This window comes from Nocardia sp. NPDC051832 (genome assembly GCF_040681285.1).
In the GTDB taxonomy this organism is placed as follows: domain Bacteria; phylum Actinomycetota; class Actinomycetes; order Mycobacteriales; family Mycobacteriaceae; genus Nocardia.
The window spans coordinates 1,415,907-1,441,694 of record NZ_JBFAYL010000003.1; the positions used below are offsets into that span (position 1 = coordinate 1,415,907).

General features: G+C 67.7%; 25 protein-coding genes and 1 pseudogene. 9 read left to right on the forward strand and 17 right to left on the reverse strand.

Annotated elements, in window-relative coordinates; all coding sequences use genetic code 11:
- Positions 1-11 precede the first annotated feature (11 nt).
- Positions 12-1,526: a histidine kinase N-terminal domain-containing protein gene (locus AB0M14_RS24255; RefSeq protein WP_364998540.1), complete on the forward strand. Its 1,515-nt coding sequence runs from the start codon at positions 12-14 to the stop codon at positions 1,524-1,526.
- A 145-nt stretch (positions 1,527-1,671) separates the two neighbouring features.
- On the opposite strand, the gene AB0M14_RS24260 is transcribed toward AB0M14_RS24255, so the two are convergent.
- Positions 1,672-1,926: a WhiB family transcriptional regulator gene (locus tag AB0M14_RS24260; protein WP_011211115.1), complete on the reverse strand. Its 255-nt coding sequence runs from the start codon at positions 1,924-1,926 to the stop codon at positions 1,672-1,674.
- 253 nt (positions 1,927-2,179) lie between these two features.
- Positions 2,180-3,124: a diacylglycerol kinase family protein gene (locus tag AB0M14_RS24265; protein WP_364998541.1), complete on the reverse strand. Its 945-nt coding sequence runs from the start codon at positions 3,122-3,124 to the stop codon at positions 2,180-2,182.
- 88 nt (positions 3,125-3,212) lie between these two features.
- On the opposite strand from AB0M14_RS24265, the gene AB0M14_RS24270 reads away from it, so the two are divergent.
- On the forward strand, positions 3,213-3,653 hold the full coding sequence (locus AB0M14_RS24270) for a hypothetical protein (RefSeq protein WP_364999055.1): 441 nt from the start codon (positions 3,213-3,215) through the stop codon (positions 3,651-3,653).
- Positions 3,654-3,666: 13 nt separating this feature from the next.
- Here AB0M14_RS24270 and AB0M14_RS24275 read toward each other — a convergent pair whose 3' ends face one another.
- The 5 genes and pseudogenes from AB0M14_RS24275 to AB0M14_RS24295 all read right to left on the reverse strand — a co-directional run.
- Positions 3,667-4,326, reverse strand: a complete 660-nt coding sequence (locus AB0M14_RS24275; protein ID WP_364998542.1) for an endonuclease V — start codon at positions 4,324-4,326, stop codon at positions 3,667-3,669.
- A gap of 47 nt (positions 4,327-4,373) precedes the next feature.
- A complete protein-coding gene (locus tag AB0M14_RS24280; protein WP_364998543.1) occupies positions 4,374-4,919 on the reverse strand; it encodes a GNAT family N-acetyltransferase in 546 nt (181 codons plus the stop codon).
- A complete protein-coding gene (locus AB0M14_RS24285) occupies positions 4,916-5,527 on the reverse strand; it encodes an acid phosphatase (RefSeq protein WP_364998544.1) in 612 nt (203 codons plus the stop codon). Before AB0M14_RS24285 ends, AB0M14_RS24280 begins: the two co-directional genes overlap by 4 nt.
- A gap of 99 nt (positions 5,528-5,626) precedes the next feature.
- Positions 5,627-6,868 (reverse strand): PQQ-binding-like beta-propeller repeat protein, encoded by a 1,242-nt coding sequence (locus tag AB0M14_RS24290; RefSeq protein WP_364998545.1) that lies wholly within the window; start codon positions 6,866-6,868, stop codon positions 5,627-5,629.
- Positions 6,869-7,696: 828 nt separating this feature from the next.
- Positions 7,697-9,211 (reverse strand): annotated as a pseudogene (locus AB0M14_RS24295) (DEAD/DEAH box helicase); the annotation flags it as partial.
- A 426-nt stretch (positions 9,212-9,637) separates the two neighbouring features.
- Here AB0M14_RS24295 and AB0M14_RS24300 point away from each other — a divergent pair.
- Positions 9,638-10,690 (forward strand): alpha/beta fold hydrolase, encoded by a 1,053-nt coding sequence (locus AB0M14_RS24300; RefSeq protein WP_364998546.1) that lies wholly within the window; start codon positions 9,638-9,640, stop codon positions 10,688-10,690.
- Positions 10,691-10,739: 49 nt separating this feature from the next.
- Positions 10,740-11,441, forward strand: coding sequence for a ferritin-like fold-containing protein (locus AB0M14_RS24305; RefSeq protein ID WP_364998547.1), 702 nt, complete (start codon positions 10,740-10,742; stop codon positions 11,439-11,441).
- Between the two features lies 1 nt (position 11,442).
- Here the strand turns inward: AB0M14_RS24305 and AB0M14_RS24310 are convergent, their stop codons facing one another.
- The 3 genes from AB0M14_RS24310 to AB0M14_RS24320 all read right to left on the reverse strand — a co-directional run bounded on the left by AB0M14_RS24310 (position 11,443) and on the right by AB0M14_RS24320 (position 14,669).
- Positions 11,443-12,048: a sortase gene (locus AB0M14_RS24310; RefSeq protein WP_364998548.1), complete on the reverse strand. Its 606-nt coding sequence runs from the start codon at positions 12,046-12,048 to the stop codon at positions 11,443-11,445.
- The gene (locus AB0M14_RS24315) at positions 12,041-13,633 is read right to left on the reverse strand and encodes a hypothetical protein (protein WP_364998549.1); all 1,593 of its coding nucleotides are present in this window, start codon (positions 13,631-13,633) and stop codon (positions 12,041-12,043) included. The genes AB0M14_RS24310 and AB0M14_RS24315 overlap by 8 nt, the downstream gene beginning before the upstream one ends.
- 187 nt (positions 13,634-13,820) lie before the next feature.
- Positions 13,821-14,669, reverse strand: coding sequence for a helix-turn-helix transcriptional regulator (locus AB0M14_RS24320; RefSeq protein ID WP_364998550.1), 849 nt, complete (start codon positions 14,667-14,669; stop codon positions 13,821-13,823).
- A 101-nt stretch (positions 14,670-14,770) separates the two neighbouring features.
- Here AB0M14_RS24320 and AB0M14_RS24325 point away from each other — a divergent pair, with 101 nt between their 5' ends.
- A complete protein-coding gene (locus tag AB0M14_RS24325; protein WP_364998551.1) occupies positions 14,771-15,319 on the forward strand; it encodes a YceI family protein in 549 nt (182 codons plus the stop codon).
- A 100-nt stretch (positions 15,320-15,419) separates the two neighbouring features.
- The gene (locus AB0M14_RS24330) at positions 15,420-15,647 is read left to right on the forward strand and encodes a DUF3107 domain-containing protein (protein ID WP_364998552.1); all 228 of its coding nucleotides are present in this window, start codon (positions 15,420-15,422) and stop codon (positions 15,645-15,647) included.
- A 75-nt stretch (positions 15,648-15,722) separates the two neighbouring features.
- Here the strand turns inward: AB0M14_RS24330 and AB0M14_RS24335 are convergent, their stop codons facing one another.
- The gene (locus tag AB0M14_RS24335; RefSeq protein WP_209888199.1) at positions 15,723-16,412 is read right to left on the reverse strand and encodes a TetR/AcrR family transcriptional regulator; all 690 of its coding nucleotides are present in this window, start codon (positions 16,410-16,412) and stop codon (positions 15,723-15,725) included.
- A gap of 286 nt (positions 16,413-16,698) precedes the next feature.
- Here AB0M14_RS24335 and AB0M14_RS24340 point away from each other — a divergent pair, with 286 nt between their 5' ends.
- From AB0M14_RS24340 to AB0M14_RS24350, 3 genes are all read left to right on the forward strand, one after another.
- Positions 16,699-17,697: a DUF3152 domain-containing protein gene (locus AB0M14_RS24340; RefSeq protein ID WP_364999057.1), complete on the forward strand. Its 999-nt coding sequence runs from the start codon at positions 16,699-16,701 to the stop codon at positions 17,695-17,697.
- 116 nt (positions 17,698-17,813) lie between these two features.
- On the forward strand, positions 17,814-19,013 hold the full coding sequence (moeZ, locus tag AB0M14_RS24345) for an adenylyltransferase/sulfurtransferase MoeZ (protein WP_364998553.1): 1,200 nt from the start codon (positions 17,814-17,816) through the stop codon (positions 19,011-19,013).
- A 54-nt stretch (positions 19,014-19,067) separates the two neighbouring features.
- Entirely contained in the window at positions 19,068-19,919 is an 852-nt protein-coding gene (locus AB0M14_RS24350) for a TIGR02569 family protein (protein WP_364998554.1), read from the forward strand.
- Positions 19,920-19,979: 60 nt separating this feature from the next.
- Here AB0M14_RS24350 and AB0M14_RS24355 read toward each other — a convergent pair whose 3' ends face one another.
- The 6 genes from AB0M14_RS24355 to AB0M14_RS24380 all read right to left on the reverse strand — a co-directional run bounded on the left by AB0M14_RS24355 (position 19,980) and on the right by AB0M14_RS24380 (position 25,691).
- Positions 19,980-20,741 carry an ESX secretion-associated protein EspG gene (locus AB0M14_RS24355; protein ID WP_364998555.1) on the reverse strand — a complete coding sequence of 254 codons (762 nt, stop codon included), beginning with the start codon at positions 20,739-20,741 and terminating at the stop codon, positions 19,980-19,982.
- Positions 20,742-20,787: 46 nt separating this feature from the next.
- On the reverse strand, positions 20,788-22,098 hold the full coding sequence (locus AB0M14_RS24360) for a PPE domain-containing protein (RefSeq protein WP_364998556.1): 1,311 nt from the start codon (positions 22,096-22,098) through the stop codon (positions 20,788-20,790).
- On the reverse strand, positions 22,098-22,499 hold the full coding sequence (locus AB0M14_RS24365; protein WP_364998557.1) for a hypothetical protein: 402 nt from the start codon (positions 22,497-22,499) through the stop codon (positions 22,098-22,100). The genes AB0M14_RS24360 and AB0M14_RS24365 overlap by 1 nt, the downstream gene beginning before the upstream one ends.
- 77 nt (positions 22,500-22,576) lie before the next feature.
- Positions 22,577-23,164 carry a DUF3558 domain-containing protein gene (locus AB0M14_RS24370; RefSeq protein ID WP_364998558.1) on the reverse strand — a complete coding sequence of 196 codons (588 nt, stop codon included), beginning with the start codon at positions 23,162-23,164 and terminating at the stop codon, positions 22,577-22,579.
- A gap of 173 nt (positions 23,165-23,337) precedes the next feature.
- The gene (locus AB0M14_RS24375; RefSeq protein WP_364998559.1) at positions 23,338-24,822 is read right to left on the reverse strand and encodes an MFS transporter; all 1,485 of its coding nucleotides are present in this window, start codon (positions 24,820-24,822) and stop codon (positions 23,338-23,340) included.
- A 197-nt stretch (positions 24,823-25,019) separates the two neighbouring features.
- Positions 25,020-25,691, reverse strand: coding sequence for an FCD domain-containing protein (locus AB0M14_RS24380; protein WP_364998560.1), 672 nt, complete (start codon positions 25,689-25,691; stop codon positions 25,020-25,022).
- Positions 25,692-25,788: the final 97 nt, after the last annotated feature.

The window sequence follows — 25,788 nt, forward strand, 5'->3', positions numbered from 1 at the left end:
CGTAGATTCTCGTGTCGACCCTCAGTGAGCTACTCGCCGAACACACCGATCTGCCCGGTCAAGCGGTGGACCATCTGCAACGCGTGGTGGGCGATTGGCAGTTGCTCGCCGATCTGTCCTTCGCCGACCTGCTGCTCTGGGTCGGGGCCGGCCCGGTCACCGACGGCGCCGATGTGGTGTGCGTCGCCCAGTGCCGCCCGACCACGGCCGCGACCGTGCACCTCGAGGACAAGGTCGGCACCACCGCCACTCCCGACGATCATCCCCAGGTCTTCGACGCCCTGATCAGCGGCAAGATCGTGCGCGCGGACAGCGATGTCGAGGCGGCGGGCGTCTACCACCCGCATCCGGTGCACGCGATCCGCGAGGCCATCCCGGTGCGCTGCGGCGAGGACGTGATCGCGGTGCTGTCGCGGGACACCGACATGCAGCGTTCCCGGGTCCGCAGCACCCTGGAGATGGCCTACGTGGCCTGCGCCGACGATCTATGCCAGATGATTGCCGACGGCTCCTTCCCGACCACCGAGGACCGCGCGGCGACCCATTCCAGCCCGCGCGCCGGCGACGGTTTCATCCGCCTCGACACCGAGGGCACCGTGGTCTACGCCAGCCCGAACGCGCTGTCGGCCTATCACCGGATGGGCCTGCAGAGCGATCTGGCCGGCCAGGACCTCGCGGTCACCACGCGCTCGCTGATCACCGACCCGTTCGACGCCCAGGAGGTCGTCGGCGATATCCAGGCCGCGCTGGCCGGGCGCACCGGCCGCCGCATGGAGGTCGAGGCGCGCGGGGCCACCGTGCTGCTGCGCACCCTGGTGCTGCGCCCGCACGGCGAATTGGCCGGTGCCGCAGTGCTTGTCCGCGATGTGACCGAGGTCAAACGCCGGGACCGCGCGCTGCTGTCCAAGGACGCGACCATCCGTGAGATCCATCACCGGGTGAAGAACAACCTGCAGACGGTGGCCGCCCTGTTGCGCTTACAGGCCCGCCGCACCGAGAACGAGGAGGCGCAGGTCGCGCTCACCGAGTCGGTGCGCCGCGTGACTTCCATTGCCTCCGTCCACGAAATGCTGTCCATGTCGGTGGACGAGGAAGTCGATCTCGACGAGGTCGTGGACCGCTTGCTGCCGATCATGGCCGATGTCGCCACCGTGCACACCACCCGGATCAAGGTGCGCCGCGCGGGCTCACTGGGTGTCTTCTCCGCCGAACGCGCGACGCCGCTGGTGATGGTGCTGACCGAGCTGGTGCAGAACGCGATCGAGCACGCCTTCGATTCGGGCGAAAACGGCACGGTGACAATTCGTTCCGAGCGTTCGGCGCGCTGGCTGGATGTGATCATCAGCGATGACGGGCGCGGTCTGCCGGCCGGTTTCAGCCTGGAATCCTCCGACCGCCTCGGCCTGCAGATCGTGCGCACGCTGGTGACCGCGGAATTGGGTGGTTCGATCGGCCTGCACCCGGGCGCCGACGTCGGCACCGATGCCGTGCTGCGCGTTCCGCTGGGCCGTCGCTCCGGCCGCTGACAATTCCACGGGCGCAGCCGAATTCGGACATTCGGTACGCCGCAATGAATTCGGGGCGCAAATAAGCCCGGCACCTTAATCGGGTGCCGGGCCGAATCGCGTTGCCGGGCCTGGGGCTGTGGCCCGGTAACGCCAGGTCGTCTGGCTAGACGACGGTGCGGGTCCGGGTGCGCGCGTTACGACGCTTGAGCGCCCGGCGCTCGTCCTCACTCATACCACCCCACACGCCGGCATCCTGACCGGACTTCAGGGCCCAGGACAGGCAATCGGCAGTGACGGGGCAGCGAGCGCAGACCAGCTTGGCATCGGCAATCTGCGCGAGCGCAGGACCACTGTTACCCACCGGGAAGAACAGCTCAGGGTCCTCGTCACGACAGATGGCCTTGTGGCGCCAGTCCATTCCTCTGCTCCTTTGCTGGGCGCTCCAAAAAAGCGCCTTATGGTTTGTGGATCGTTCACTTGTGCGACTGGAAAGTTTCCGCACGGTTGCTTGTGAATGCTTTCACGAACACCGTAGATGTCAATAGGTATCCGGTGCACCGTGGGGAAGCTCACGCTCTCAAGATCCCCGCTTAGGGAACCTGCGGGCTCCTTTGTACTCGCTCTACCCAGTTTTCGCAGCGCAACGTGATGTTTCACATCGCGTTTCGTGTTCAACGAGGCTGTGGGGCCACTACTTCGAGCACACCCGGCACCGAGGTGAAATCCACCACGTTGCGCTTCCCGATAAAGTCGCCATCGATTTGCAGGCCGATCGGCACCGGCGACTCGATCCGCACCGAAGGTACGTCGTCTTCGCGAAACAAATTGCGGGACTTGGGATTTCCGTCCGCGGCCAGCAACTGCCGGGCCAGCAGCAGCGTCGGAACGACATCCATCGAACGCACGGCAAACACGCCGAGACCGGCCTCGAAGGTGGTGCCCGGGTTGGTGTGCACCGGTGTGGCGTTCAGGTAGGTCCACGGACTGGTGTTCGTTACGAACGCGTAATGAACCTCGTCTACCGGCGCGTGTCCGGGCACCTGCACGCGGACGCTCGGCTCCTTGCCCTTGGCCTTGAAGAATTGCCGAACGGTTGTGCGAAGGTATCGGGCCGGGGTGGCGGGATGGCCGTTGGCGCGGCTGGCGTCGATCGCCTCGCACACGTCGGCGTCCAGGCCGACACCGGCGCTGAAGGTGAACCAGCGGTCGTCGGCCAGGCCCAGGCCGATCTTGCGGTCCCGATTCACGGTCAGCAGGTCGATCAGCTGATTGGTCGCGGTCACCGGGTCGGGCGAGATGCCGAGCGCCCGGGCGAAGACATTCGCGGACCCGCCCGGAATGACACCCAACCGGGGCCGCCACACCTGGCCGTCGTCGACCTGCGGCAACGGCAGGAACCCGTTGATCGTCTCGTTCACCGTCCCATCGCCGCCGTGCACGACGATCAGGTCCATCTCGTTGGTGGAGGCCCACTGCGCCAGCTCGGCCGCGTGGCCGCGGTGCTGGGTGTGCGCAACGGTCAGCTGTGTGCGGCTCTCCAGGGCGTGTGCCAGCAGATCCCTGGTCTCCGGAGTGGTGGAAGTGGCATTCGGATTCACGATCAGCAGGGTCCGCACCTTCGGAAGCCTAATTGCCCGCCGTTCCCGGTCTGAAATGCCATCCATGCCGACCGGCTCGTAGGCTGGCCGCGTGGTTGACAGCGACATGGATCCGGATGATTCGGCGACCGAGCAGGCCGCGCTGCCGCCGGCCCGCCCGCCGGTGCCCGCTACGGTGCGCGGAGCGGGCGGGCTGGTGGCATTGGAGGGCGCTATCGCGGTGACGACCGCCATCGTGCTGGTGGTCCGCGGGCTGCTCGGGCACGAGCAGTCGGCCGTCAGCGGTTACGGGACCGCCGCGTGGTTCGGCATTCTCGGCGGTGCGGTGCTGGCGGCGGGTATCGGATTGCTCACCGGCCGGCGCTGGGGGCGCGCTATCGCCGTCATCACTCAGATTCTGATGCTGCCGGTGGCCTGGTCGCTGCTCACCGACTCGCATCAGCCGGTGTACGGCGCGCTCCTCGGCGTCGTCGCGATCGCGACGCTGGGCCTGCTGTTCGCCCCCGCCTCGAATCGCTGGATGACCGAGGGATACGGCGTCGAGTAGGACCCCGGTCGGCTCAGGTTGTCCGGCAGGTCGGCAACGGTGCTTGCAGGGCGGCTCGGAGGGCTTGCCGGCAGAGTTGATCTGCCTGCCTTGTTGTTTCGGGTTGCCGGTATTTCGGGGTGAGGGCCAGTACCTGGGCGCAAGCGGTATCCAGATCGATGCGGTGCCCGACCGAGACGAAGACCGGCTTCACGCCGGTTCTGGTGCGGAGTGCGCGTCCGACTAGCTCGCCATCGATGCGCACATCGGTCGAGCTGCCGCGTTCGGGATCCGGTTCGATGTAGTTGCCCCACACCGTTTTCGCGACGCCGATGGTGGGTACGCCGGTGAGGATGCCGAGATGGCAGGCGAAACCGAAGCGCCGGGGATGGGCCAGGCCCTGGCTGTCGCAGATCAGCAGATCCGGTGTGGTGGTGAGCTTTTCGAGGACGGCCAGGGAGGTGGGCAGCTCGCGGAAGGCGAGCAGGCCGGGGACATACGGGAACGTGTTGGTGCCGTGGGTGATCGCGGTTTCCAGCGGCTCGAGGGTGGCCGAGTCGAGGATCACCGCGGCTGCCGCCACCACGCCGGACTCGTCGTCGTAAGCCGAGTCGAGTCCGGCGATGGTGCGGAAATCCGGTGGGCGCGGGTTGGTCTGGTCGACGAGCGGGCGCAGTTCGTCCTGCATCGCCATGGCCGCATCCGGCGTAGCGGGCCAGTTAGCCGGCACGGTTACCCGCATCAGGCTTGTTTCGCCAGTTGCAGGAGCTCGCCACCCTCCAGGCGGTAGCCCACCCAGTCGTTCTGCTCGACGGCACCGAGGGAACGGTAGAAATCGATGGACGGTGTGTTCCAAGTGAGCACCGCCCAATCCACCCGGCTGTAACCGTTGTCCGCGGCCTCCTTGGCGAGCGCGGCGAGCAGCGCTTTGCCGTAGCCCTTGCCGCGGGTCTCCGGCTTGACGTAGAGATCCTCCAGGTAGATGCCGTGGGTGCCTTTCCAGGTGGAGAAGTTCAGGAACCAGATGGCGGTGCCGACGATGCCGGTCTCGTCCTCGACGACGTGCGCGAAAAGCGCTGGGGCCGAACCGAACAGCGAATCGTGCAGCTGTTCGCGGGTGAGCGTGCATTCCGCGCGGGCGCGCTCGTATTCGGCGAGGTCGTAGACGAGTTCCACCATGGCGGGCACGTCGGCGGGAGTGGCGCGGCGGACGCGCGGGGGATGGCAGCCGGCGGAGCTCGCGGAGTCGGCGGGGCGGGTGGACTCCGCGTGGCCGGGCTGGGTCATCGGGTGGCTCCATTCAAGGTGGGAACGAGGTTGTGCGCGTGGATGGTCCGGTCGTCATGGTCGTAACCGAGCACGGTCGTCGCGGCGGTCGACATGGCGAAGCGGCGGCCTTCGATCAAATCCAGCTCGGCCCAGCGAGTGATCAGCGCCCGGGAGAAGTGCCCGTGGCCGACCAGCACCACGTCCCGCTCCGCCAGCGCCGGTTCCGCGGTGCCGAGCACCCGATCGGCGCGGGCCCGCACCTGCGCCGCCGACTCGCCGCCGGGCACCGCGCCGGTCCAGATGGTCCAGCCGGGGGCGGTCTCACGGATTTGCGGCGTGGTCAGACCTTCGTAGTCGCCGTAATCCCATTCGACCAGATCGTCGTCGAGCGTGAAGTCGCCGAGTGCCGCGAGCTCCGCGGTGCGCACCGCCCGCTGCAACGGACTGACGAGCACCAGCGGATCGCGCAGTTTCAATTCGGCCAGCAGCGGGCCCGCCGCCCTGGCCTGTTCCTCGCCCAGCTCGGTCAAGGGCAGATCGGTGCGGCCGGTGTGCTGGCGCTGCCTGGACCAGGCGGTCTCGCCGTGCCGGAGCAGGACTAGTCGGGCATCGTGGCGTGCTGACATCTCTCCATCATGCTCGACGCCCAGAGCGGGCCGAGCATCCCCCGGCCGCCGCGGAAAACTACCAGCACGATCCGGCCGGGACGGCCGGTCCGGCGGGAATCAGCTGCCGAGGGCGTAGAGGCTGTCGCCGCGCTTCTCCAGCACGACGCCGCCGGCCACAGCCAGTGAGATCGGCGCGGTGCCGTCGTAGCCCGCCCGCTCGACCGGAATGCGTTGCAGCTCAGCGCCATTGGCGGGATCCAGCGCCACGATACCGCCCGAGACCGGCAGCAGCAGCTTGCCCGCCATCAGGGTGGGGGTGCCGAACGCGCCGGGTGCGGTCCAGATCGGGTCGAAAGTGCTGGCGTTCAAGGCGATCAGGCTGTTGCCGGTGAACACCAGGTAGGCCGAGCCGACCCGTACGGTGCTGGTGTTCGCGGCCAGTGCTGCCGAAAGCTGATGCACCACAACCGGATTGCCGGTCGAGTCGTAGATCGCCAGGCGCGGCGGCGTGGTCTCGCCGCCGGGCTGGGCGGCGCCGGGCAGGTACAGCGCGATCCGGCTGTCGGACACCGCGATCACCCGGGCGTCAGGGGAATCGGCGCCGGGGCCGGACAGCAGGTGCGAGCCGTGCTCCTCGGGCACCGTGTTGTCCTTGGGCGCGGGATTGAGCACGCTCAGCCGGTTGACGCCGGCGTCCTCCGGGCAGCGCTCCAGCACCGCCAGCCGGGACGGGCTGGAGCCCGCCGACAGCAGTGTGCAGTCTTTGCGCGGCTGGGTTTTGACGTTCACCGGCGCGTCCACGTAGCCGTACTCGAGGGTGCGCACCAGATCCGAGCGCCACATCTCCAGCCGCTTGTCACCGTAGGCCAGCACGTAGGTGCCGTCGACGGACAGCCGCACCTCCGGATCCATGTAGCTGCTGCGGGCGGTGCGCCGATCGCCGTTGTCGCCGGCGATCAGCGTGGCCTGGCTGCAGCCGCGCTGATCCTTGTACACCGCCACGACGGTGCCGAACTGCGATTCGATACCGCACAGCGGCATGTCCCGGCGATACCGCCACAGTTCCGCGCCGGTGCGCGGATCACGTCCGGTGACGGTGCCGCTCTCGGCGGTGATCACCGCGCCCCCGGCCAGCATGGCCCGGGGAGCGGCGCCGTCCGGTGCGTGCCAGAGCTCATGCAGGGACGCAGGCAGTTTGTCCGCGGTGGGTGGCGCCGACGCCGGGGTCGCCGCGGTCACCGATTCGGTGCCCGTGGCATCGCCACGAGCCCACACCACCAGCGCCGCGACCACCACGAGCGTGGCGATCGCGACTGCGGAGATGATGTCGGCGCGCGTTCGCCGCTCGGGTGCGAGCACGATTGCGAGACTAGCGGATCCGCCGAATTATGCCGAAGTGGTCACACCCGAGGCCGCGACCGCATCGGTGTCGGCGGTCTCCTCCGCGGGCTTGCGACGACGTCGGGTACGGGCCGGCTTCTCGGCCGAATCCGCTTCCACCGCACCGTTTTCCGCGTCGGCCGCGCCGTTTTCGGCAGTGGCCTCGGCGGCGGGCTTACGGGTGCGCCGGCGCTTGACCGGCGCCGCGGCGGGCTCGCCGTCACCATTGCCGGTGGCCTCGGCGGTGCCGTTGCCGGTGGCACCGGCGGTGCCGTTGCCGGTGGCCTCGGCGGTGCCGTTGCCGGTGGCACCGGCGGTCACACCGTTGCTGGTGGCCTCGGCGTCCGCGGTCTTGCGGGTGCGTCGGCGAACCGGCTTCTCCGCGGGAGCCGCCTCGTCCAAAACCGGCTCGACGCCGTTGGTCTCGACAGTCTGGACAGCCTCGGCGGTACCGACAGCCTCGGTGGTGCCGTTGCTGGTGGCACCGGCGGTCTCACCGTTGCCGGTGGCCTTGGTGTCCGCGGTCTTGCGGGTGCGTCGGCGAACCGGCTTCTCCGCGGGAGCCGCCTCGTCCGAAACCGGCACGGTGCCGTTGGTCTCGACAGTCTGGACAGCCTCGGCAGTACCGACAGCCTCGGCGGTCTTGGCGGTTTCGACGACCTCGCCGTTTTCGGCACCCTCGCCTGCGGGCTTGCGGCGGCGACGACGGCGACGAGCGGGCTGATCCCCGTTGTCCGAATCCGCGTCCGCGTCGGCAGCCTCGGACACGGTCTCGGCGACACCGTTGCCCGACTCGGCCTCGGCGTCCCCGCCCGGCTTGCGCCGCCGACGACGCCGGCGCGCGGGCGCCCCGGACTCATCGGACTCCGAAACCGGCTCGCCCGCAGTACCTTCCGTGCTGACAGCGCCGTTCTCAGCGGCCTCGTCCAGCGGCTGACCGCGCAGCGTGCGGCGGCGGTTGCGCTTGCGCGGGGTCCGGGCCTCGCGTTCCACGACGACGGCGTCCTCGTCGCGCGCGGGCTTGGCCTTGCGGATCTGACCCGTCGCATCGGCGGGGATGCCCAGATCGGTGAACAGGTGCGGGGACCGCGAGTAGGTCTCCACCGGCTCCGGAATACCCAAGCCCAGCGCCTTGTCGATGCCGGCCCAGCGGTTCAGTTCGTCCCAGTCGATCAGCGTGACCGCGACGCCGGTACGCCCGGCGCGCCCGGTCCGGCCGATCCGGTGCACGTAGGTCTTCTCGTCCTCCGGGCACTGGTAGTTGATGACGTGGGTGACGTCGTCGATGTCGATGCCGCGCGCGGCGACATCGGTCGCGACCAGCACGTCGATCTTGCCGTTGCGGAACTTGGTCAGCGCCTTCTCACGCGCGATCTGGCCGAGGTCGCCGTGCACCGCGCCCACCGCGAAACCGCGATCGGCCAGTTCGTCGGCCACCTTCTGCGCGGTGCGCTTGGTGCGGGTGAAGATCATGGTCGCGCCGCGGGTCTCGGCCTGCAGGATCTTGGCGACCAGTTCGCTCTTGTCCAAAGCGTGCGCGCGGTAGATGAACTGCGCGGTCCGGTCGTGCACCGAGGACGCGTGCGCCTCCTCGGCCCGGATGTGCGTCGGCTTGGTCAGGAAGGTGCGGGCCAGGGTGATGATCGGGCCCGGCATGGTGGCCGAGAACAGCATGGTCTGGCGCTTGTCCGGAACCATGGTGAGGATGCGCTCGATATCGGGCAGGAAGCCCAGATCCAGCATCTCGTCGGCCTCGTCCAGGACCAGCACGCCGATCTTGCCGAGGATCAGGTGGCCCTGGTTCGCCAGATCCAGCAGGCGGCCCGGAGTGCCGACGACCACGTCGACGCCGGAGCGCAGCGCGGCGATCTGGGTGTCGTAGGGGCGGCCACCGTAGATCGAGGCCACCTGCAGCGGGCCCTGGTGGTTGGTCAGGTATTTGCTCGCGTTCTCCAGATCGGCGGTGACCTGGATGCACAGCTCGCGGGTCGGCACGATGATCAGCGCGCGCGGCGTGCCGTCCAGCGGCGTGGTGCCGGTATCGGCCGTGGCCACGCGATGCAGCAGCGGGACGCCGAAGCCGAAGGTCTTGCCCATGCCCGTGCGGGCCTGGCCGATGAGGTCCTCGCCGGCCAGCGCCAGCGGCAGCGTCAGTTCTTGAATCGCGAAGGTGCGTTCGATGCCGATCTCGCCGAGTGCGCGGACGATTTCCGCGCGCACTCCTAATTCGGCGAAAGTCGGGGCGGTATGCGTCTCGTCGAGTTCGGCGGTCAACAGCGTGTCCGCCACGCCGGGTTCTTGTTCGACAGTGATCTTGCTCAGGGTTCGTGCCTTCCTCGTATCGCGTCACGCGCGCACGAGGCGTGGGGCGAGCCGGTCGGCCCGCGATGACCACGTATCCGCCTGTGATGTTCACCGTCCGGCCGCTGGCGCGATGTCTGGCCATTTCGAGCGACCTGCAAGCGGTCGCTACGGGTAACGGGTGCCGTCCGAACGGCAGCTACCTGGGACATCGGCGCGGCGCAAGGGTGATGCGGATCTGGTGCGCGCACATTTTCTCGGACGTCGGGATTCGCCGCTTCAAGCGCGAAACTTTCCGTTGTCCACGGTGATTGTAGCGTGATATGGTGCGCGACCCGAATTGCCGCCTCCATAATTCCGAAATTGCGCCGCGGCCGGGATGCGAAATCATGACAAACCGGGCTTGCCTGTTACCGCCGGTACCGGGGTGTGTGAGACATTCTTCTGGTGAGTTTCGCTGACACCGTCACAACTGCCGCGCGCAACGCCTGGGCGCTGACCTTCGGCCCGGGAGTCGAAGCCCCGAATCCCACTCCGTCGACCGTGCTGTCGGACGCGCCGCACCGCACGCTGCGCCGCTTCGAGGGTGACGAATCCATCAGCGCCGCAGATGATTCCGCGGTTCTGCTGGTGCCGCCGCTGGCCGCCCCGGCCACCTGCTTCGACCTGCGCCCGGATCAGAGCCTGGCCCGGTTCCTGCTGGAAACCGGCCGCGCGCCCTACGTCGTGGACTACGGCGAGATCACCTTCGCCGACCGCCGCCTGGGCTTCGAGGACTGGATCGACGAGATCCTGCCCGACGCCATCCTGCGCACCTCGGCCGATCGCGGCGGCGCACCGGTCGACCTGATCGGCTGGTCCATCGGCGGCACCCTCGCGCTGCTCACCGCCGCCGCGCACGCGCACCTGCCGATCCGCTCGATCACCGCCGTGGGCGCGCCCCTGAACTACGACAAGATGACCGGCGTCCCGCAGCTGCGCGCGGTCGCGAAACTGACCGGCGGCATCGGCACCTCCACTGCCGTGCGCGCCATCGGCGGCATCCCCGCCGGGCTCACCCGCGCCGCCTACCGGGTCACCGCCTGGGACCGCGAACTCACCCGCCCCTGGTTCGTGGCGAGCAATATCGCCCGCACCGAAACCCTGGCCAAGATGGAATCCATCGACCGCTTCATGGCCGAGATGCCCGGTTACCCGGGCCGCTTCTACGGACAGCTGTGGGGCCGGTTCATCCTCAACAACGACATCGGCAAGGGCGTGCTGCGGCTCGGCGAACGGACCATCGCGCTGGCCGATGTCACCGCGCACGTGCTGCTGGTCGGCGGGCCCGCCGACGTCATCACCCCGGCCGCGGCTGTCGAGTCCGGTATTCGCACGCTCACCGGCGCGGCCTCGCTGCGCTACGAGACCGCGCCGGGCAGCCACCTGGGCATCCTCACCGGCGAGACCGCCCGGGACAGCACCTGGACATACCTGGACAAATTCCTGTCCGAGCTCTGAGGGGTGCGCGCGCCGCAGGTTTCGCCGGACGCGACTAGGCTGGGCGCTTATGGGAGAACAGAGTTCGGGAGCACCGGGATTTTCGTTGACCGATCAGGCGCTCGCGCCGATCGAATCGGACCATCCCGGCGTCACCGACCTGTTCGCCGTGCTCGCCTACGGCGAGATCTCGGCGTTCTATCGGCTGGCCGAGGAGGCCAAGCTCTCGCCCACGCTGCGCGGCAAGATCGCGGTCGCGAAGATGGCCGCCTCCGAGATGCGGCACTACCAGACCTTGGAGACGGCGCTGTCCGAGCGCGGCGCCGACGCCCTGGAAGCGATGGCGCCGTTCGTGCGCGCCCTGGACGCCTACCACGACTCCACCGACCCCTCCACCTGGCTGGAGTCGATGGTGAAGTTCTATGTCGGTGACGGCATCGCCGCCGACTTCTACACCGAGATCGCGGGCTCGCTGCCCGACGACGTGGCCAACGTGGTGCGCGATGTGCTCGCCGAGACCAGCCACTCGGAATTCGTGGTGGAAGAGGTGCGCGGCGCCGTCGAGACCAGCCGCGCCGAACGGGACCGGCTCACGCTGTGGGGCCGCCGTCTGCTCGGTGAGGCGATCACCCAGGCGCAGTACGTGATGGCCCAGCGTGACGAACTCACCGAGCTGGTGCTCGGCTCGGCCGGCGATCTCAACGGCATCGCCACGCTCTTCGAGCGCATGCAGGACAGCCACGCCAAGCGCATGGCTGTCCTGGGCCTCTGAATCAGCCTGCGGGCCGCGCCAATTGCGCGATCACGAGGTAATTGTTGTCGGTGGGTTCGCCACCGACGACATCGCAATTCGCGAGGATCAACCGGCCCGGCACCGGCTTGCGCAGGTCGTTGTCGCTGAGCAGCGACCCCTTCGCCAGCGGGCCGGCGCTTTCCACCGTGTACTCCAGCACCCCGTTGGGCGTGCGGAGCAGCACCCGGTCACCCGGCTGGACCACCCGCAGCGCCCGGAAGGGCGCGGCGCGTTTCGCGTAGTTGTGCCCGGCCACCAGCACCGTCTGCTTGGTTTCGGTTCCGGGTAAACCACTTTCGCCCCACCACACCGGCAATTCGTTCACCGGATTCAACTGCTGACCGCTCGCGCCGCCGCGCATCAGCTTCTCGGGGTGCAGCGGGCTGCTCAGATACGTCTCACCGCTGGGGGAGCGCAGCTCGATGTCGGTCGGCTCGGCGGGTGCGACCACCGCACCGTCCGCCGCCGCGATGTGCGACGGCACCGGCGCGCGATCCGGCGGCGGCAACGACACACTGTCGTCGCCGCAGCCGGCGATCGCGGCCAGCACGGCCGCGGCCGCCACCCAATAGCGGGCCTTACGCATGCTTCGGGGTTCGCTTGCGGCGCACCACCAGGGTGGTCGCCGTCGCCGCGGCGCCGAGGGCGCCCGCCCCGGCCGCCAGGGCCACCAGCATCGGGAGCTTCGAGCCGCCGTCTGGCGAATCACCGAGCGCCAGGTCGACCGGCGGCAGTTCGCCGGCCAGCGACTCGACGCCGTTGGCGTCGGTCCGGATGTAGTCGACGACCTCGAATTCGCCCTTGCCGTTGAAGATTCCGATCAATTCCAGGCCGGTCGCCACCACGACCACGGCGGTTTCGGTCAGCTTGGTGATCTCGATGCCGGTGAACAGCTGACCACCCAGGATCAGCGTCGCCGCGAGCGCGACGCCCGCGGCGACCGCGGCCGCCAGCTGCGCGTTCAGATCTACCTGGGCCTGCAGCGCGGCGGCCAGGTCCACCTTCGCGGCGTCCAGCTTGACCTGCCATTCGGTGACGAGCGCGGCCGCCGCGTCGGCGTCGAGTTTCAGTTGCAGCGCCAGCTCCGCGCCGGCCTTTGCCGCGGCGTCGAAGGCCGTTGTGGCCGCGAGTTGTAGCTCGGTCAGCTTGGCGGTCGCGCTGGTCACGCCGGCCTGTGCGGCGGCGACGGCCGCGTTCACCTTGATTTCGGTCGCGATGCCGGCCAGTGCCGCCGCCTTCGCCGCGGTCTTCTGGATCGTCGAGATCGCCGCCAGTGCCGCGTCGGCGTCGGCTTGCGCCTTGGCCGCCAGGTCCGCGGCGGCGGTCGCCTCCAGCTTTGCCTGCGCGGCCAGCTCGATTTTCACGCTCGCCTCCGCGCCCGTGGCAGCCGCCGCCTGCGCCTCCAGGGCGGCGGCCTTGTCGGCTGCCGCGCGGGCCGCCGCTGCCGCTTCGTCCGCGGTCTTCTTCGCCGCGGCCGCCGCGGTCTGCGCGGCCGACACGTCGGCCTGGGCCTTGACGGTGACCTGTGTCGCGATGACCAGGTCCTGGTCCGCCTTCGCGGCGGCGGCGGCCGCCCGCGACGCGTCCAGCTTCGCCTGTGCCGAGGTGACGGCCGCCTGCGCGGTGGCGTCACCGGCGTGCGCGGCGGCGGCCGCGACAGCGGCGGCATGCTCTTGCTCGGCGCCGGCCGTGGCCGCGGCGGCAGCGTTCACCGCGAGCGCGGCCTGGGCCCGCGCGTCCACCTCGGCCTGGGTCAGCGGCGTGCTGACCTGCAGTCCGGTCGTGTTCTCGAACCCGAACGTCCCTTGGGCCGGGACCGGCACGTCGAGCGTCGGCACGGTCACCGACGGACCCGGGACGTGCACGGCCACCGACGGCAGCTCCACGGCGGGGGCTGGGAGCTGCACGGTGGGTAACTGCGCTGATGGCACCGGTACCTGCACGGTCACATTCGGCAGCTGCGGGGTCGGCACCGGGATCTGCGTCGGGATGGGCAGGTTCACACCCGGTGCGGTGCTGGACGGCGCTGCCGCGGTGGTGGACGGCGCGGTGGTGCTGGTGGACGGCGCGGCGGTCTCCGAGGTCGGCTCGGCGGCCGCGATGGGCCCGGTAACTCCGGTGGCGAGCGCTAGAACGGCGCCGGCGGCCGCCAGCCGCCGTAGTCGAGACATGGCAATGGAACGCTCCGACATCAGGTTTACGACCCTCTCACTTCGTTGCTTCCGGCGCCGGGAAGCGGGGTCGCCCTTGCCCCGACAACGTCGGGCAACCAGAACGCACGTGCGCCGTGCAGGCGACTTGTTCAGCGCCTGCACGCATGTCGTCCTACAGCGAACAGTTGTTACCGGGTTCTATCGATCAATCTCCGGACACCAGACGCAGGCCGCGCGCGTTCGTCTCGACCTTGTCGGTCAGCCACACGACGACGCTCTGATCGCGGTCCGCGGACATCATCTCGAAGGGCACCTCGACCGTCCCATGCTCGGGATGATCGAAATGCAAAGTGCCGGAAGCGTCTTCGCCGATGCGGTGCGATTTCCACCGTTTCGCGAATTCGGGTTCCTTGCGCAGCGCGTCGATGGTGGCGCGCAGCGTGTCGTCGGCGGGCCAGCGGGCTTTCGCGCGATGCAGTGCCGCCACGAAATGATCCGCGGCCGCCGACCAATCCCGGATTACCTTGCGCGCGTTCGGATTCATGAAGGTGAACCACGCCATATTCGGCCCGTGCCCGCCGTCCAGCAACCCCAGCGGAGTGACGAAATCGGCCCACGCCGAATTCCAGCCGAGCACATTCAAACGACGGCCGACGACGAAAGCGGGCGTCGGGTTCAGCGCCCGCAGAATTGTCTCGATGGATTCCGGCAGTTGCTCCTGTGGCGTGGTGGCGCCGGGGCAGAGGCCGGAGTCCTCGCGACAGGAGGAGGTCGTGCCGGAGGCCAGGGCCAGCATGCTGAAGTGGCGGCGATCGGTGTCGTCGAGCAGCAGCGCGTCGGCGAGGGCGCCGAGCACCGCCGCCGAGGGGTTGCGGTCCCGGCCCTGCTCCAGCCGGGCCAGATAGTCGACGCTGACGCCGGCGCGCACCGCGACCTCCTCACGGCGCAGCCCGGGGGTGCGGCGCCGCCCACCGGTGGGCATCCCGACGTCGGCCGGGCGCAGTTCGCTGCGCCGGGCGATCAGGAAATCCGCGAACAAGTTCTCCTCTGCCACCGTTCCATGGTGCCTTGTCCGCGGATTCCTAGCCTCGCCCTGCCAGTGCCCGGATAACGGCGGTCTGGTTACCCCCGTGCCCCGCGGTGATCGTTGTTGCCATGACAACTTCGGAATCCACCACTGCCACCACGGTCCTGAAGCCCGGCGCCTGGGCGCTGGACACCGCGCATTCGTCGGTCTCTTTCACCATCCGCCATCTCGGCATCTCCAAGGTGCGCGGCGGCTTCACCAAGTTCGAGACCGAGTTCGTCGTGGACGAGTCCGGCGCAGCCACCCTCGGCGCCATCATCTATCTGGACTCCTTCGACACCGGTAATGCTGACCGGGACGCGCACGTGCGCAACGCTGACTTCCTCGATGTCGAGAGCCGCCCCACCCTGACCTTCCGCGCGCTCGAGCCCGTGCAGATCGGCGAGACCTTCACCGTCGAGGGCGAAGCGACCCTGGGGCAGGTCACCAAGCCGGTCACGCTCGAGGTCGAGTGGGGCGGCGTGCAGGAGGTCCCGCAGGCCGGTGAGCGGCACGCCGGGTTCTCCGCGACCGGCAGCATCAAGCGCACCGACTTCGGCGTCGGCGGTCCGATGCCGGGCATGCTCAGCGACAAGGTGCAGATCGAACTCGACATCGAGCTGATCGAACCCAAGTAGTACTTGTTCGCTGTCAGCGCAGACCGGCTGCCGCCCCGGCGCTCACGCCCTGGACTAGCCTTGATTCGACAGCACAGGACTCTAGGTTCGGAGGTTGGCCGTGGAGGTCAAGATCGGTATTTCGGATAGCCCGCGTGAGCTCATCATCAACAGCTCGCAGACCGCCGATGAGGTCGAGGCGCTGGTGTCCGGTGCGCTGAGCGGCGGAAGCGGCATCGTGTCGCTGACCGACGAGAAGGGGCGCAAGTTCCTGATCCAGGCCTCGAAGGTTTCCTACGTCGAGATCGGCACCCCGGCCAGCGGCCGCGTCGGCTTCGCCACGGTCTGAGCCCCCAGAACACGACTGAGCCCCTGCCTCCGAGGAGGACAGGGGCTCAGTCGTATCGGTCGTGGGAGCCGAGCCTCAGGAGCCGAGGCTGCGCGGCACGCCGTCGATCGGGTGCAGCGGCACGTGCGACAGGCCACCCCAGGCCAGCGTGACGGTGGTGTCGATGGCGTCGTCCTTGGGGATCGGCCGGTCGGCTTCCAGCCAGTAGCGGGCGGTGGTCTGGCTCGCGCCGACCAGGCCGACCGCGAGGATGCGGGCGCGGTAGGGATCCAGGCCGGAGTCGTGCGCGACGAGGTCGAAGACCGCGTCCACGCAGGCCTCGGTGGCCTGCTCGACGCGGCGCTGCACCTGCGGCTCGGAGGTCAGATCGGACTCGAAAACCAGTCGGAAGCCTTGCATCTCGTTGTCGACGAAGTCGAAATAGGCCGCGACGGCGGCGCGCACGCGCTGCTTGTTGTCGGTGGTGGAACGCAGCGCCTGGCGCACGCTCGACACCAGCATGTCGACGTAGTTCTGCAGCACCGCCAGATACAGCTCGAGTTTGCTGGTGAAGTGCTGGTAGAGCACCGGCTTGCTGACGCCGGCGCACTGGGAGATCTCGTCCATGCCTGCCGCGTGGTAGCCGCGCAGCACGAAAACCTCACTGGCCGCGTGGAGTAGCTGCTGTCGCCGCTCATCCCGGGGCAGCCTGGTCCCGCGTTTAGCAGGTGCCATGGCCTCGGACGATGATCTACGGGACGGCATCCGGTCCACGAGGTCGGTCATTTCGGCTCTCCCAGTCGAAGCCCCGGCGGAAGGGGTGGTGCACCGGGTATCCCCTGAACGATACCCGGTCGTAGGTCACACGCGGAGCCGGGTTGTACAACAACCCCTACTCCATGAGATATCGCACAGCGAACCTCTGTCGCATCGCGTAGCGAGTCTTTCGTAGTCGCGGTACGGCTCACTTGTCCACTGTGAGAGTCTGTTAGCCGTGACCGACCGAACGGAAACTCCGTCCGGAGGCGGGCGTGACACGCACCGCCCCGGCTCCGTCGCGTCCGGCGTAGAGATCTACGACCCCCTCGGTCTGTACCCGATCGGGGAGGAAGACCAGACGGATCGTTCGCATCAGCCGCTGCGGGCGCGCTGGGATCCGACCGCGCCCGAGGAGGGCAAGAACCGCGCCCACCGCCCGGGCCGGGTAGTGAAGAAGCAGAGCCGGCTGGGCCGCTTCGTGTCCACCTACGGCTGGCGGGCCTACGCGCTGCCGGTGCTGGCCGTGGTCACCGTGCTGGTGGTCGTGGACGCGGTGCGCGGCGGCCCGGACGCGGCCGGCGTCGGCAACCCCGGTTTCGGCGCGCTGAGCCCGCGCGCGGCCTCGGCGGGCATCATCGGCGGCCCGCGGGGCGACGGGCAGTTCCCGACCGATCTGCCCACCGGCGCGCTGCCGCAGGGCGGCGCGTTCACCGATTCGGGTGCGGGCACCTGGCGGGTGGTGCCGGGCACCGCCGAGGTCGGCGCCGACGCGAAGAACGTCTTCACCTACACCGTGGAGATCGAGGACGGCGTCGACACCTCCGGCATCGGCGGCGATCCGGCGGTCGCGAAGATGGTCGACTCCACCCTGGCCAATCCGAAGAGCTGGTCCCACGACAAGCAGTTCGGGTTCCGCCGGATCGACCAGGGGCAGCCCGATTTCCGCATCTCGCTGACCTCGCGCCAGACCACCCGCAAGTCCTGCGGGTTCGACATCCCGATCGACTCCTCGTGCTACAACGCCGACGCCGGCCGGGTGCTGCTCTCGGAGGTGCGCTGGGTGCGCGGCGCGATCGCGTTCGAGGGCGACATCGGCTCCTACCGGCAGTACCAGATCAACCACGAGGTCGGGCACGCCATCGGCTATCACCAGCATCAGCCGTGCGAGACCGACGGCGGGCTGGCGCCGATCATGATGCAGCAGACTTTCGGCACCGAGAACAACGACATCGCCGCGCTGGATCCCTTCGGCATGGTCCCGATGGACGGGAAGCGCTGCCGGTTCAATCCCTGGCCTTATCCGCGGGGCTAACCCCCGTGCATTAGTGGTACGTCCGTACGGGACGATAGAGCGGGAAGAACGGCCCGGCTTCCGGCGTTGCACACGCTGAGCTACGAGGCCTAACCGATTCGAGGAGACTCCGGACCATGTCCTTGGGAACAACAGCATCAGCAAAGCCCCTGCCGCCGCTGGTCGAGCCGGCCGCGGAGCTGACCCGGGACGAGGTGGCCCGCTACAGCCGCCACCTGATCATCCCGGACCTCGGTATGGACGGGCAGAAACGCCTGAAGAACGCCAAGGTGCTGGTGATCGGCGCCGGCGGACTGGGTTCGCCCGCGCTGCTGTACCTGGCCGCCGCCGGTGTCGGCACGCTCGGCATCGTCGAGTTCGACGAGGTCGACGCCTCCAACCTGCAGCGCCAGATCATCCACGGGGAATCCGATATCGGCCGCTCCAAGGCCGACAGCGCGCGGGACTCGATCCTGGAGATCAACTCCGGCATCACCGTCAACCTGCACAAGATCCGCCTGGAGCCCGACAACGCGATCGAGCTGTTCGCCCAGTACGACCTGATCGTCGACGGCACCGACAACTTCGCGACCCGTTACCTGGTCAACGATGCCGCGGTGCTGGCGCACAAGCCGTACGTGTGGGGTTCGATCTACCGCTTCGAGGGCCAGGTCTCGGTCTTCTGGGAGGACGCCCCCGACAACCGCGGTCTCAACTACCGCGACCTCTACCCCGAGGCGCCGCCGCCGGGCATGGTCCCGTCCTGCGCCGAGGGTGGCGTGCTCGGTGTGCTGTGCGCGTCCATCGGGTCGATCATGGTGACCGAGGCGATCAAGCTGCTGACCGGCATGGGTGATCCGCTGCTCGGCCGCTTGATGGTTTACGACGCACTGGACATGAGCTACCGCACCATCAAGCTGCGCCGCGACCCGGAGCGTCAGCCGATCACCGAACTGATCGATTACGACGCGTTCTGCGGTGTGGTGTCGGAGGAAGGGCAGGCTGCCGCGGCCGGCTCCACCATCACCGCGCGTGAGCTGAAGGATCTGCTGGACGCGGGCAAGGAGATCGAGCTGATCGATGTCCGCGAGCCCGTCGAGTGGGACATCGTGCACATCGAGGGCGCGAAGCTGATTCCCAAGGACCGCATCCTCTCCGGTGAGGCGCTCTCGGAACTGCCGCAGAACCGCCCGATCGTGTTGCACTGCAAGACCGGTATCCGTTCCGCGGAGGCGCTGGCGGCGCTGAAGCAGGCAGGGTTCTCCGACGCCACCCACGTGCAGGGCGGAATCGTCGCCTGGGCCAACCAGATCGACACTTCCCTGCCCGTTTACTAGTGGTTTGGGCGCGCCATAGGCGCGTCCTACCAAACTCGGCGGTACCGTACGGCCGTGACTTCTGTGGAACCTCCCGAGCACGTGCGCGCCACGTTCGGTCTGCGCGAAGTGACGCCGGTTGCGTTGGGGGACTGGGACGGTGGCTGGCGCTGCGGTGACGTGGTGCTCAGCCCGGTCGCCGATCACGCCCGCGCGGCGTGGTCGGCGAAGATCCGCGAAACGCTCAAAGTCGACGGCCTGCGGGTGGCCCGCCCGGTGCGCGCCACCGACGGCCGCTACGTCGTCTCCGGCTGGCGCGCCGACACCTACCTGGAAGGCACCCCCGAACCCCGCCACGACGAAGTGGTTTCGGTGTCCCTGCGCCTGCACCAGGCCACCGCCAAACTCGAACGCCCCCGCTTCCTCGTCCAACCCCCCGTCGCCCCCTGGGTCGACGTCGACGTCTTCGTGGCCGCCGACCGCGCCGCCTGGGAACCCGTCCCGCTGCGCAGCCTCCGCGCCGGCGGCACCCTCCCCACCTCTTCCCCCGACGGCCAGCGCAGTATCGAACTCATCGGCCAACTAGCCACGCTCCGCAAACCAGTCCAGGCCGCCCCCCAACTGGTTCACGGAGACCTATTCGGCACAGTCCTTTTCGCCGGCGTCTTCACCCCCGGCCTCTCCGACATCACCCCCTACTGGCGCCCCCCAGCGTGGGCTGCCGGCGTCATCGTCATCGACGCCCTCGCCTGGGGCGGCGCCGACGACGGCCTCCTCGACCGCTGGCGCTCCCTCCCCGAATGGCCCCAAATGCTCTTACGCGCAGTAATGTTCCGCCTCGCCGTCCACGCCCTGCACCCCCGCTCGACGCCCGAAGCCTTCCCCGGCCTAGCCCGCACCGCCGACATGGTCCGGCTGATGCTCTGAACTCAGTTCACTTCGGCATCACCCGCAGCGAATACTCGGCCGGGATGTGGCGCGGCGGGATCAGCGGCGGCCGGCAGTGGTGGTGATGAGGTCGTGCAGGTGACGTTGTAATTCGGGGTGGGGGGCCGGGGTGAGGGTGAATTCGTCGGGGGTGTGGTTGTGCAGGAGATAGCGGCCGTCGTGCGGCAGATAATCGAGCCAGTGCAGGCCGTGGCCGTCGGAGGTGGGGCGGGAATCGATGGCGGGGCCGCGGTAGACGGTGATTTCGCCGAGACCGGAGCGCGGGCGACCGGCGATGCGGCGGACTTCCTCGGTGGGGGAGAGGCGGGTCGGGTGTTTGGCGTATTGGGTTTGTTTCAGGTCGGAGCGGTGACCGGTGACCGCGGGGAAGCGTCCGCCCTCGCATTTGGGTAGGGCCGCAAGGATTTTCGGGACGACGGTTTCGGCGGACCCGTGCACGAGGAGGATGTCGCCGCCGTATTGCTGAGTGGGGCCCGGCTTTTGGATGGCCACCGTGGCCACGTCGCCGACAATGCCGGCGTGTGCGCGGACGACCTGCTGGAAGTCGCGGCCGTACAAGCCGTGGACCTCGACGCGAATGCTGGGTTCCAGCAAGACTTTCAGGGCTTCGAAAAGATCCTGGTTCGCGAAAGGAGCCATTTGCTGGGCAGTACGGGCGCGCAGACGCTCGAAATCCTCGCCTGTTTCGACCGCCGGGTCCTGCACCAGCACCCGGATCGGATACGGCAACCGATCACGTTCGAAGCCCTCGACCGCCATCTGAAACATCAAGCCGCTCAGCTGCCAACGGCGTTCACTCATTCTCTGCCCCGAAACATCACTCGCACCGACACCGTTGCCACTCGAACTAGCCGCCGATCACGCCGCCCGGCGGCAGCACGGGCGGCTGCTTGCCCAGCAACTCGTCACCGCGGTCGTAGATCAAGTAGTCCGGGATCGAATGCTCGTCGTCACCTTCGCCGTTGGCGCGCTGACCGCCCATGCCGCCCATGCCCGGCATGCCGCTGCGGCCGGTGCCGGCGGCGGCCTTGCTGCTGTTCGCCGACCCAGGGACGGCCGTGGTGGCAGGCGTGCCCGAGACGGTTTTCGGCGTTCCGGTGGTGCCTTTGGGGCTTCCGGCGCCCGGTGTGCCCGTGCCTGCCCTCGGCGTGCCGGTACCCGCCCTCGGCGTGCCCGCGCTCGGAACCCTCGAGGTCGGCACCGCCGAAGCCGGGGTGGTCGGGCTACCGGTCGGTGCCTGCGTCACGGGAGAAGTCGTCGGAACCTGGGTGGTCGACGGCGATTGCGTGCTCTGCGGTGTGGTCGAAGCCGGTGACGGTGTGCTGGGGACATCGGTGCTCTGCGGCTTGGTCGACGGATCATCGCTGGGCGATGGCACATTCGACTGCGGGCCCGACGACGGCGACGGGCCGTTGTTCCCCGGATCGTTGACGTTCGGCTTCTTCTCGTCGGTCGTGCTCTTAGGCTCGGGCAGCACAGGCACCGCCTCGGACACCTGCTGCACCTGCGGCGCATAGAACGTCTTCATGACGTAGCGTGCCTGGTTCTCGGCTTCATCGGCCCGGTAGGTGGGGCCCTTGAGAATGCTTTGGGCCGGCAGCGCGTCGATGACCTTGTCGCCCAATGTGAGATTGTCGGGCTTGCCGACCGACTGCTTGGCCTGGCCCAGGTAGCCCTCGATCAAATCCAGACGCTGGCCGACCATTTGGAAGGTAGCGGCCAGTTGGGTGAAGGTTGTGGTGAACTGTTTGGAGGCTTCGACCGCTTTGCTGGCCGACTTACCGTCCCACTTTTCTTCGACGGATTTGTTGACGCCCTTGGTGTAAGTGTCGATCGCGGTCCGCGCGTCAGCGGAAAGTCTGCGCCAGCCGTCAGCCGCGGAATTGATCAGACCCGTGTTGATGCCCTGAAGCTTGTTGTAGAGATCCTCGTGCGACATGGTGTCGAACGGATCGGTCTTGGTGAGCTTCATCTTCGGATCGGGCTGTGCGCCGCTCTCCGACAGCAGACTCGACCATTCCTTGTTGACGATGTCGCGGTCCTGCTGCCAGGTCGAATTCGCCTGGTTGGCTTTGTCCTGGTCGGTGGTCTTGTTCTTGGTCGCTTCATCGGACCCGCCGAAGACACTGCTGATCCAGGAACCCAGGTTCGCCACCATTACTTGTCTCCTGGGTTCACATTGTTGATGTTGGCGGCGTTCTGCTGGTCGCGGTCGCTGAGCTGGCCGATAGCCAGCTTCCAGGTGTCTTCCATCAGGCTGAGCACCTCGATTGCCTCAGTCAGGCGTTTGACGGCGGAATCATCGAAACCATCGGCCTTCTGCTCGAACTTGGCTTTGAGTTCGGTCGCGGAGTCCAATGTGCCCCACCCATCCAAATAAGCCAGGACCTTGGTTTGGTCCAGCATGGCCTGCAGTTGCTTCTTCATCGTCCCGGCGTGGCCCGCGAGCTCGCTGCCAATATCGGTGTCCAGCTTCAGCTGGCCTTCTTTGGCTTCGGTCTTGAACGCCGTCCACGTCCCGATCAAGCTTCCCAGTGTGGCAGCGTCGGTCCCTGTCACTGGTTTCCCCTTCCGCCCCCCGCCCGACGTTGTGCACGCCCCGGCTAGTTCGTGTTGCTGCTAGTTGTCTACCACGGTCATTTCGGGAGGAACGGCTCGAGTGCCTTCCCGTCCTCGATGACAAGGTCGCAAATATCGCGAGCTGTCTGCTCGCCGTGCTTCCACCCGGCTGTAACCATGATCGAGCCTCCTGACATGGGGAGACTCACGTAGCAGCGATCGTCGAAGCGCTTGTCCTTGTGGACGAGCCCAGTTCGGGGGCCGATTGGCACATCGCGGAAGTCGGTCAGCTTGTCGTTGTTCCTCGTATCGGCCAAGCTGTAGATCGAGGAGCCAATACTGACGTAGTACGGCAGGTCGGTCGCCTCCCACTGACAGATCCGGAACGCTGCGGGTCCCGACTGAGCGTCGGTAACCGTGCGCTTGGTCGCGGGATCCGCCCCAGCTGCCCGAATTTTCTCGTCGGAGAGGTCTTTGCATGGGTTATATACCACCGACTTCTCCCCGTTGATCAGAGTCGTATTCGCCCCCGTGGCATTCGCCTCTTCGGTCTTCGGGCTCCCACCCACCGTCGTCCCGCATCCGGCGATCAGCCCGCTGACCGCGACACCGGCAACCATCGTCCGCACCACGATCCCCCTGGACCCAGCGTTGATCGTTCGCATAGCTCTCCTGATGTTCGGCGCGGAGCAACCGTCACATAATCAGACGCACCGGATCCCCCACAGGTTCCCACTCGGGCCCTGCTGACCTTATCCGATTGCCTGCGCGAGGACGAGGCCGCACAAACGCAAAATGCCGCGCCGAGAATTCTCGGCGCGGCATTTTGCGGTGGCGATCAGACGTTGGCGTAGGCCAGGGAGGGGACCCGGCCGATGGCGAACGAGGACCGCAGGTAGAAGAACCAGGTGACGCCGGCCATGACGAGGAAGGCGATGGCGTAGGCCCAGAAGGCCGGGTTCATGCTGCCGAAGTTGATGTTGGACAGGCGGAGTGCTTGCTGGAGCAGGTAGCCGCCGGAGGCGCCGATCGCGCCGATGACACCGATCGCGGCGCCGGCTTGGCGCTTGGCCGAGGCGAGGGCGTCGGTGAGCTCCATGCCGTGCTCGGAGGCGTACTTCTTGGCCACCGCGGAGAAGATCGACGGGATCATCCGGTAGGTGGAGCCGTTGCCGATACCGGTGAGCACGAACAACATCAGGAACGCGGCGAGGTAGAGCGGGAAGCTCTTCAGCTCCAGCGCCGCCAGGATCAGCACCACCGCCACCGACATACCGCCGAAGACGAACACGGTGATCTTCGCGCCGCCGACCTTGTCGGAGACCCAGCCGCCGAACGGACGGCTGAACGAGCCGACGAACGCCCCGAGGAAGGCGAGGTTGCCGAGGGTGGTGATCCAGCCGATCTGCGCCAGATGCGGGAAGTTGGCCTTGATCAGGGTCGGAAAGGCGAAGGAGAACCCGATGAACGACCCGAAGGTGCCGATGTAGAGGAACGACATGACCCAGGTGTGCCGGTTGGTCAGCGCCAGCTTGTAGGACTTGCCGTCGGACTTGGCGGTGGCGATGGAGTCCATGTAGCGCAGCGCGCCGAAGGTGGCGATCAGGATGAACGGCACCCAGACCAGCACCGAGAGTGTGATGCCGAAGCGGTAACCCGCCGGATCCTTCGCCAGCAGATGCGTGCCGAGGGTGATCAGCAGCGGCAGCACCAACTGGGTCTGCGCGACGCCGAGGTTGCCGCCGGCGGCGTTGATGCCGAGGGCCGCACCCTTCTTCCCTTCCGGGAAGAAGAACGAGATGTTGGCCATCGACGACGAGAAGTTGCCGCCGCCGAAACCGGCCAGCGCCGCCAGCACCATGAACACCCACATGGGAGTGCCGGGCTGGTTCACGAAATAGGCCAGGCCCAGGGTCGGGATGAGCAGCATCGCGGCGCTGAACGCGGTGAACGCGCGCCCGCCGAATTTGGGAATGGCGAAGGTGTAGGGGATGCGCAGGGCCGCGCCGACCAGGGTCGGGGTGGAGGTGAGCAGCAACGCGTTGCTCACCGCGACCGGGTTGCCCTTGCCGAGTCCGGCCAGGAAGTCGAACCCGGCCAGGCCCATGCTGGTCACGACGGTGCCCCAGATGACCCAGACCGAGAAGCCCAGATTCTCGGCGAACACCGAGAAGATCAGGTTCTTGCGGGCGGTCTTGTTACCGCCGGATTCCCAGAATTTCGTATTGTCGGGCTCCCAGTGGTCGAGCCAGCGCCCGCGCTTCTGATGCTCGAACCCGGGGGTTTCGGACTGCTGGCCGGTGGCAGCAACTGTGGCAGTCATCGGCTTCCTCTCGATTGCCTCGCTGGTGGGTCGAGTCAAAAGGTAGAAGCCGGTTGTTGCGTCCTAATGGCCTTCGGTGACGTTCCCGGCAAATCGGACTCACATTGGGGAAACGTCGTCGGTGACCAGTTGGTTACCTCAGGTTCCGAATGCGGGACCAGTTGGACTTATGTTTGCTGTCGCAATAAATCCGGTAACTAGCGATCCGGATATTCCGCGATCAGTGACGCGAGGAAACAACGCGCGGCCGCCGCGGCCGCCTCCGGGTCACCTTCGATGATCGCCTGCACCAGTTCGTTGTGCTCGGCGTCGTAGGAATCGTCGGACTTCGAGGTCCGCGCTCGGATGACCTGCTCGATGGTCGGCAGCAGCGAGTCGTAGAACTCGAGGTACACCGCGTTGTGGCTGGCGACCACGATCGCGCGGTGCAACTCCACGTCCGCGGTGATGGCCGCGTGGTTGCCCTCGTCCCACTTGTTCTCGTTGCGCTCGTCGAGCAGCCGGCGCAGCGTCGCGATGTCGGTGTCGTCGCGCCGGCGCGCGGCCAGCGCGGCCGCGTTGGTGTCCAGCGCCAGACGCAGTTCGAGCACGTCGCGCTCTTCCGCGTCGGCGAAGTACTTACCGAGCGTGCCGCCGACCTCCGAGGCGGCGACCACATAGGTGCCGGAGCCCTGCCGCCTTTCCAGCATGCCCGCGTGCACCAGGGCCTGGACGGCCTCGCGCACGGTATTTCGGCCCGTCCCGGTGAGCTCGGTGAGCTCCGGTTCGGTGGGGATTCGAGAGCCGATAGGCCAACGCTCTGAACGGATTTCGGCACGCAGCTGCTCTGTTACCTGGGCAATGAGGCTGGTGCGCCGGACTGGTTGCACCGAAACAGAGTACCGCCCGTCACAAATCGTTGCCTCCTATCGTCGGGTCATCCTATGATTTCCGGGTGACAGCAACTCTCTCGGAAACCACAGTCCA